This window comes from Veillonella sp. (genome assembly GCF_019414865.1).
Classification (GTDB): Bacteria; Bacillota; Negativicutes; order Veillonellales; family Veillonellaceae; genus Veillonella.
In genome coordinates this window covers 1-6,393 of the sequence record NZ_DXLG01000091.1, presented here as the reverse complement: position 1 = coordinate 6,393, position 6,393 = coordinate 1, and the positions used below count along the sequence as shown (strand labels likewise).

Genomic DNA, 6,393 nt, shown 5'->3' with positions numbered 1-6,393 from the left:
CTGACATACGATATAGTTCGAGAGTAACTATATACATAAAAAGGCATGCCGCTGAGAGACGAGAGAAGGGTGGTATGCCTTTTTTGTATGTCTAATTTCTGAAATATAAAATTTTATTAAAATAGTACTGTTTGCAAGTTTAAGGAATGGACTAAAACCTCCTTATGTAATACAATGTATTACACAAGGAGGTGCTTTATATGGCAAATATTTCAGTCCGTTTAAATGAACAAGAAGAAGAGTTATTTAAAACATATGCTGAGTTTATGGATGAAACACTTTCTACTCTCTTTAAGAAGGCTTTACTAGAAAAGATTGAAGATGAATTTGATCTTAAGGTAGGTCAAAAAGCATTAGCAGAATATAAGCAAGATCCTGTTACTTATTCTGTGGCGGAAATGCGTGCAAAATATGGCTTATAAACTTGAGTTTTCTAAACGGTTTGACAAGCAATTTTCTAAACTCGATAAATCAACGCAACGATATCTCTTTAATTGGCTTATTAAGAACGTAGATAATGTAGAAAATCCTAGATATTCAGGAAAATCACTGACAGGTAATAAGACGGGGCTGTGGCGTTATCGCATTGGTAATTATAGAGTCATTGCCGATATTAATGACGGTAGATGTGTTATTTTAGCCTTAGAAGTGGGGCACCGAAAAGATATTTACAAATAGAGGATATACCATGAAATACTTACGTCGTGAACTTAATCAAGTGGAAAAAGAATACTTAAAACAATTTGGACCAGACTCCTTGGACCGTGTCGTTCTTCACGATCCAAATACAAAGGATAAACAAGAAGTACAAGATACGATTGATATTCTAAAAGACGCTATAGCTAAGAACAAACCTCTAGAACAAGTTCCAGAGGATATGTGGAAACTTATTGAGTTTTAAAGTATGGTCATTAATCCAGAACAAACTAGAGTAATTTATTTCCTCCATACAGTACAATAAAAATAAAACAAAACAAAACTAAAGGCACATTGTTAAATGAATGCTTTTCCTAATATAAGGAGAAATTCAATAACAATGTGCCTTTATGTTATAGGTTGTAGAGTTCTGGTTTGCGATCTCTAAAGATATTAATTTTATTGCGAATGTCTTCGACTACGGTAAGGTCGATGTCTATGGAAGCAATGCCTTCGTTAGTGTCCATTTCGAGTAGGTTGGTACCCCATGGATCATAGACGGCAGAGTGACCTGTACTTTGAACGCGACCTACTGTGCCACAGCCGTTTACGGCACAGACAAAGAATTGGTTTTCTATGGCTCGTACTTCATTGAGTACTTGCCAATGACGTAAACGCATCGTAGGCCATTGAGCAGGCACAAATAATAATTCTGTACTTGGCAATGCAGCCATTCTTACGAGCTCAGGAAAACGAATATCATAACAGATGACAGTACTGCAAGGGATTCCGTCTAGCTCGAAATGTGTAGTATGAGTACCGCTAGCAAAGTATTTGTCTTCTTTGGCAGGGCTAAAGCCATGCATTTTGGAATATTCACCTACGAGGGAACCTTCACGATTGTATGCATAAGATGTATTGAATACTAGATCATCTTTTGCTACAGCCACAGATCCGCCTACGATATTCACCTTGTGTTCTTTTGCAAAGGCGGTGAGCAATGATTTTGTTCTTTCCCCATTTCTGTCGGCAATCGTAATTAAATCATCTGATGGGTGAAAGCCTGTGTTCCAAGTTTCAGGTAAAACAATAATATCAGGATTTTCTGTAAGTGATTGAGTGAGTAACTCTTGAACGCGATTGTAGTTATATTCTACGTCGTTTACGTGGACATCCATTTGTATGAGAGTAAGACGTTTTTTCATGGTAAATCCTCTGTGTATTTAAATAGTATAGTTTACGCTATATAGTATATAATTAAAATATTATAGCATTATTGAGAGTATTACAACATGACAATGATAATAGTTTAAATACTATTCTTTTGTAGGAATGGATAGAATGGATTTAGATAGTACTAGATGTACAGGAAATCATTGGCATAGGTATTCTAGATGAGCCTATGTATCCTAGACCTAGAAAATCGATTGATGAGGTACTAGTAAAGCGTTAGTTTTTTACTAATCTTCATAGAAATGTTATAATATTCTGTATATAATTGTGTTCTAAAAGAGGAGGACCTATGAAACGGATTCCATTGGTAACACTATTAGTTGTCGCATTGACAATGGTTTTAGCAGGATGTGGACTGCTTTCACAAAAAACAGAGCCCACTAGTTCAGCGCCACCAGTAAAAGAAGTCAAAATGGTACATCCATCGGGTATTCCTGTTCTTATGTATCATAAAATTGGCGACGATAAAGATAATGATGCGGTTATTCGTGAGGATTTATTCAGAGAACAAATGAAGTTCCTCAAAGATAATGGCTATAATCCACTAACGATGGATCAACTATATGACTATGTCGTAAATGGTGCAGCAGTACCTGAAAAACCAGTTGTATTAACCTTCGATGATGGCTATGCAGATACGTATTCTATCGTGTATCCAATCATGAAAGAGTATGGTTTTGCAGCCACTGTGTTTATCAATCCTGGCGATGTAGGCACTCGGTTAACTTGGGATCAAATTCGTGAAATGCATAAGAATGGTATCACTATTTCTAATCATGGGTTCCAACATATCGAAATGGGCCAATTGTCTGAAGCTAAACAAATAGAAAATATTACAAAGGCTCAAGAAGCCCTCGCGAAAGAAGTAGGTATCAAGGATAATCCTTGGTTCTGCTATCCTTATGGAGATAAAAATGAATTCACCGATGCTGCCACTAAAAAAGCAGGCATCAAAATGAGTATGGCTATGAAATCTGGCTGGGCTCATACAGGTGATAATCCATATAACATATTGCGTGTTTGGGTTGGTAATGCTGTTGATATCAAACATTTTGAAGAACGCATTAGTACCGAACATTTCACTGATTTATAAGGAGAAATACATTGTTCAAAAAGAATTGGGTAAAGTTCATCATCATGGTGTTCTTATTTACCGTTGTAACCTCACCATTCGTGGTGCTCTTTGGACCATTTAATAATGTAAAGCGCGCTGTTATTGGTGCTATATTGCAATCTCGCCATCCTCATTACATTACATGGCTATTCAGTGAAGATGAATTGCAATCTATTTTGGGCACAGTTGGCGTTGTTAAAAGCCAAGATTTGTTCAAGTTTAATGCTCGTGAAGATAAGAGTTTAAACCTTGAAAAAATTCAGTCTGCTCGCTATGTAGGCTATATTCTTGAAATTCCAGATCCTCGTCGTATCGAAGTCGGTACAGCTGCTAATATTCAAGAAAAAGGCGATACTACAAGTAATATTGCGAAGATGAATAATGCGGTAGCTGCTATCAATGGCGGTGGTTTCCATGATCCAAATGGTACTGGTACAGGCCGTTTGCCTTATGGTTTTATTTTGCATGATGGTGAATATGTTATCGGTAAGGATGTAGGCCCTGACGAAGCGGTAGACTTCGTAGGTTTCTCTAAATCTGGCAACCTTATTGCAGGTAACTATGACAAAACACAACTTGGTGATATGAAAGCTATGGAAGGTATTACCTTTGGCCCACCTCTTATCGTAGATGGTAAGAAGATGATTACCGAAGGCGATGGTGGCTGGGGCGTAGGTCCACGTACTGCTATCGGTCAAAAGAAAGATGGTACAGTACTATTCCTCGTAATCGATGGTCGTCAACCAGGTTATTCTCTTGGCGCTACATTACGTGACGTACAAGATATTCTCTATGAAAAAGGTTGCTACATTGCAGCGAATTTAGATGGCGGTTCTAGTTCTACACTATACCTCAATGGGAAAGTAGTAAACAAACCAGCCGATTTATTAGGGGAACGCATGATCCCAACGGCGTTTATCGTGAAATAGGAGGACACATGAAACCTTTTACGCGTGTACTGAGCGCCTTTGCGGTAGGTATTCTTCTGCAAGGTGGGGTATACCTATACCTTGATCAATATATGTTTGCACCGACTACAGATTTTAATGTAGCCGGCGCTTCTAAGGATGATACTAAAAACTTCCCTGATATTAAGGAAGGTACTAAGTATGTATCTTATGACCGTCAGTTTATGGCGGTTGTTACTGAAAGCTCTTTGAAAATTTATAAGGCTAATGAAAGCAAGCCTACAACGATTGATTTGAAGGGTCGCTCTATTAGTTACTTTAGTTGGATGCCTGACCGTAATTATGCCATCATGGGTCTATATGACTCTAGAGAGGTTGTTATGGCTCGTCTCAATGCGGATGATCCTGAACATGAAGTAGATACAAAACTTGAAGACTTGCCTCGTAATAGTAAAATCGTAGATGCTGCGTATTCTGAAGCGACGAATGTTGTGTACATGAAGGTAAAAGTTCAAGAAAACGCATATCGTATTTATCGTACTGATGCGAACTATGATACGCGTCGCGTTTATATGCAGGCTACGGATATTGGCCATATTGGCGTATTCTATGATGAAGATAGATTCTTCTATGATAACGTTAAAACTGGTGATATCTTCATGTTTAACGGCATTGAAGGTGGTTGGCGTGTAATTAATCCACCAGGACGTTTCCGTCTAATTGGCGTTGATATGGATAAAACTATCTATATTGCTCGCGTGGATGAAGATAATAATGCCCTAACTGTTTATACAGGTAAATTGGGTGTAGGCTTCAAACCAGTTTATAAATATAATCATCCTACTACATTCAATGAATTGACATTGTCCGATGTAAAAGACATTATCAAGAATGGTAGCGACGAAACTACAAAGGTGACAGAGGATGATACTTCATCTAAATCATCTAGTGATAGTAAAAAGAAATCTTAAGAAAAGGCCTTTATAATGATTCATTATAAAGGCTTTATTCCTATACTAGTTTGTACTATAAGGATATATATGAATATATTATTTGTACGACTCAGCTATATAGGGGATATACTACATGCCACACCTGCTGCGCGCTGGATTAAAGAGCATTATCCAGAGGCAAAGCTACATTGGATTGTAACACCTAGTATGGTAGAACTTTTACAGGGAAATCCCTATGTAGATGAAATCATTCCATGGGAACGGGATGAATACGAAGCACATTCTAAAAAACTACATATTCCAACGATGTGGCGCATGTGGTGGGAGCTTAGAGATAAGTTGAAACCATATAAATTTGATGTGGCTGTGGATGTACAAGGGCGACTCATAACAGGGCTCGTTTTATTAGCATCAGGTGCACCTATTCGCCTTGGCCTTGGTGGTACAAAAGAACTAAATTGGCTGTTTACAAACTACAAAGCAAAGCCAAGTACGGATCATGTTATTAAGCGATATATAGAGGTAGCAGAATTACTGAATACTGCCGTTACAGAGCATAGTGACCTAAATGTATCCAGTGCTGTTTCTGAGGATAATGTAAAACCTTGTATAGCAAATGGGGTAACTGGTAAAAAGCTATACCACATGGACTTTTTTGTGCCACCTAATTTGCATGTTTGGGCAGAAGAACAGTGGAAATCAATTAGTTATGACACATCTTTGGAGCGTAGCAAAGTAGAAAAGCCACTACGCGTAGGTCTTGTGTTAGGCACGTCCTGGGCGACGAAAGAGTGGCCTCAAGAGAAATGGTATTCTCTTATTAAATCCCTTCAGTATAGAGCTAATTTTGTTTGTCTAGGTGGTCCAAAGGAGGCTACTCAATACAAACCATTGATGGATTCCTTAACAGCTGATGGCCTTGATAAAATTATGCTAAATATGCTGGGGAAAACCACACTTCAAGAGGTAGGGGCTTTAATTGAAAGTTGCGATGTAGTAGTGACTGCTGATACAGGATCATTACATATTGCATTGGCTTTAAATAAACCAGTAGTAGCATTATTTGGCCCTACGGATCCTAAACTGTGGGGTCCATTAACGGGAAACTTTAAGGTTCTTGTTAATGATGAGTTAGATTGCTTAGGTTGTCGTAAACGACGTTGTCCTAAGCCTGATCAATATTGTATGTCTGGTATTGACTCAGTACGCGTGAAAAAGGCGATTTTCGAATTGATAGGAGATAAACATGGCAAAGTTTAAAATTCAAAAAGGTTTATCCGATGCGGATATGATGAAAAACTTTAAAGATACTGAAAATTTTGAAGATACTATGCTAGATATGGAACGTTCTGCAAAGAAACCTGTAGTACATCAAAGTCCAAAACAAAAGGAAGATGCATTTTATCGTGAATTCCTTACAGATAAGGTAGAAACATTAATTGGTAAAATGTTGCTCGACATTAAGATGGAATACTTTAAAGAAGGGGAAGGGGACTTCTCTATCCAAGTCAAAAGAACCTAATTCATTTTCCATAGAAATTGGCTTAGC

9 protein-coding genes are annotated in these 6,393 nt (G+C 37.8%); 8 read left to right on the top strand and 1 reads right to left on the bottom strand.

The window, feature by feature from the left end:
- Positions 1–200: 200 nt before the first annotated feature.
- Genes relB through QZ334_RS06220 form a run of 3 tightly spaced genes read left to right on the top strand, consistent with a single transcriptional unit; the run spans position 201 to position 901 of the window.
- Positions 201–422: a type II toxin-antitoxin system RelB family antitoxin gene (gene relB, locus QZ334_RS06230; protein ID WP_005387906.1), complete on the top strand. Its 222-nt coding sequence runs from the start codon at positions 201–203 to the stop codon at positions 420–422.
- Positions 412–678 carry a type II toxin-antitoxin system RelE family toxin gene (locus tag QZ334_RS06225; RefSeq protein WP_105085294.1) on the top strand — a complete coding sequence of 89 codons (267 nt, stop codon included), beginning with the start codon at positions 412–414 and terminating at the stop codon, positions 676–678. Before relB ends, QZ334_RS06225 begins: the two co-directional genes overlap by 11 nt.
- 10 nt (positions 679–688) lie before the next feature.
- On the top strand, positions 689–901 hold the full coding sequence (locus QZ334_RS06220; protein ID WP_119208475.1) for a hypothetical protein: 213 nt from the start codon (positions 689–691) through the stop codon (positions 899–901).
- 148 nt (positions 902–1,049) lie between these two features.
- On the opposite strand, the gene QZ334_RS06215 is transcribed toward QZ334_RS06220, so the two are convergent.
- Positions 1,050–1,841, bottom strand: coding sequence for a carbon-nitrogen family hydrolase (locus QZ334_RS06215; RefSeq protein WP_295232855.1), 792 nt, complete (start codon positions 1,839–1,841; stop codon positions 1,050–1,052).
- A gap of 317 nt (positions 1,842–2,158) precedes the next feature.
- Here QZ334_RS06215 and QZ334_RS06210 point away from each other — a divergent pair, with 317 nt between their 5' ends.
- From QZ334_RS06210 to QZ334_RS06190, 5 genes are all read left to right on the top strand, one after another.
- Positions 2,159–2,962 (top strand): polysaccharide deacetylase family protein, encoded by an 804-nt coding sequence (locus tag QZ334_RS06210; protein ID WP_129823794.1) that lies wholly within the window; start codon positions 2,159–2,161, stop codon positions 2,960–2,962.
- An 11-nt stretch (positions 2,963–2,973) separates the two neighbouring features.
- Positions 2,974–3,912, top strand: coding sequence for a phosphodiester glycosidase family protein (locus QZ334_RS06205; RefSeq protein WP_119208470.1), 939 nt, complete (start codon positions 2,974–2,976; stop codon positions 3,910–3,912).
- An 8-nt stretch (positions 3,913–3,920) separates the two neighbouring features.
- A complete protein-coding gene (locus tag QZ334_RS06200; protein WP_119206480.1) occupies positions 3,921–4,862 on the top strand; it encodes a hypothetical protein in 942 nt (313 codons plus the stop codon).
- 69 nt (positions 4,863–4,931) lie between these two features.
- Positions 4,932–6,104, top strand: a complete 1,173-nt coding sequence (locus QZ334_RS06195) for a glycosyltransferase family 9 protein (protein WP_295232847.1) — start codon at positions 4,932–4,934, stop codon at positions 6,102–6,104.
- Positions 6,091–6,366: a hypothetical protein gene (locus QZ334_RS06190; RefSeq protein WP_295232844.1), complete on the top strand. Its 276-nt coding sequence runs from the start codon at positions 6,091–6,093 to the stop codon at positions 6,364–6,366. The genes QZ334_RS06195 and QZ334_RS06190 overlap by 14 nt, the downstream gene beginning before the upstream one ends.
- Positions 6,367–6,393: the final 27 nt, after the last annotated feature.

What these genes read in the sequence shown, in the direction of transcription:
- relB (WP_005387906.1), top strand. Translation starts at nt 201, where the DNA reads ATGGCAAATATTTCAGTCCGTTTAAATGAACAAGAAGAAGAGTTATTT.
- QZ334_RS06225 (WP_105085294.1), top strand. Translation starts at nt 412, where the DNA reads ATGGCTTATAAACTTGAGTTTTCTAAACGGTTTGACAAGCAATTTTCT.
- QZ334_RS06220 (WP_119208475.1), top strand. Translation starts at nt 689, where the DNA reads ATGAAATACTTACGTCGTGAACTTAATCAAGTGGAAAAAGAATACTTA.
- QZ334_RS06215 (WP_295232855.1), bottom strand. Translation starts at nt 1,841, where the DNA reads ATGAAAAAACGTCTTACTCTCATACAAATGGATGTCCACGTAAACGAC.
- QZ334_RS06210 (WP_129823794.1), top strand. Translation starts at nt 2,159, where the DNA reads ATGAAACGGATTCCATTGGTAACACTATTAGTTGTCGCATTGACAATG.
- QZ334_RS06200 (WP_119206480.1), top strand. Translation starts at nt 3,921, where the DNA reads ATGAAACCTTTTACGCGTGTACTGAGCGCCTTTGCGGTAGGTATTCTT.
- QZ334_RS06195 (WP_295232847.1), top strand. Translation starts at nt 4,932, where the DNA reads ATGAATATATTATTTGTACGACTCAGCTATATAGGGGATATACTACAT.
- QZ334_RS06190 (WP_295232844.1), top strand. Translation starts at nt 6,091, where the DNA reads ATGGCAAAGTTTAAAATTCAAAAAGGTTTATCCGATGCGGATATGATG.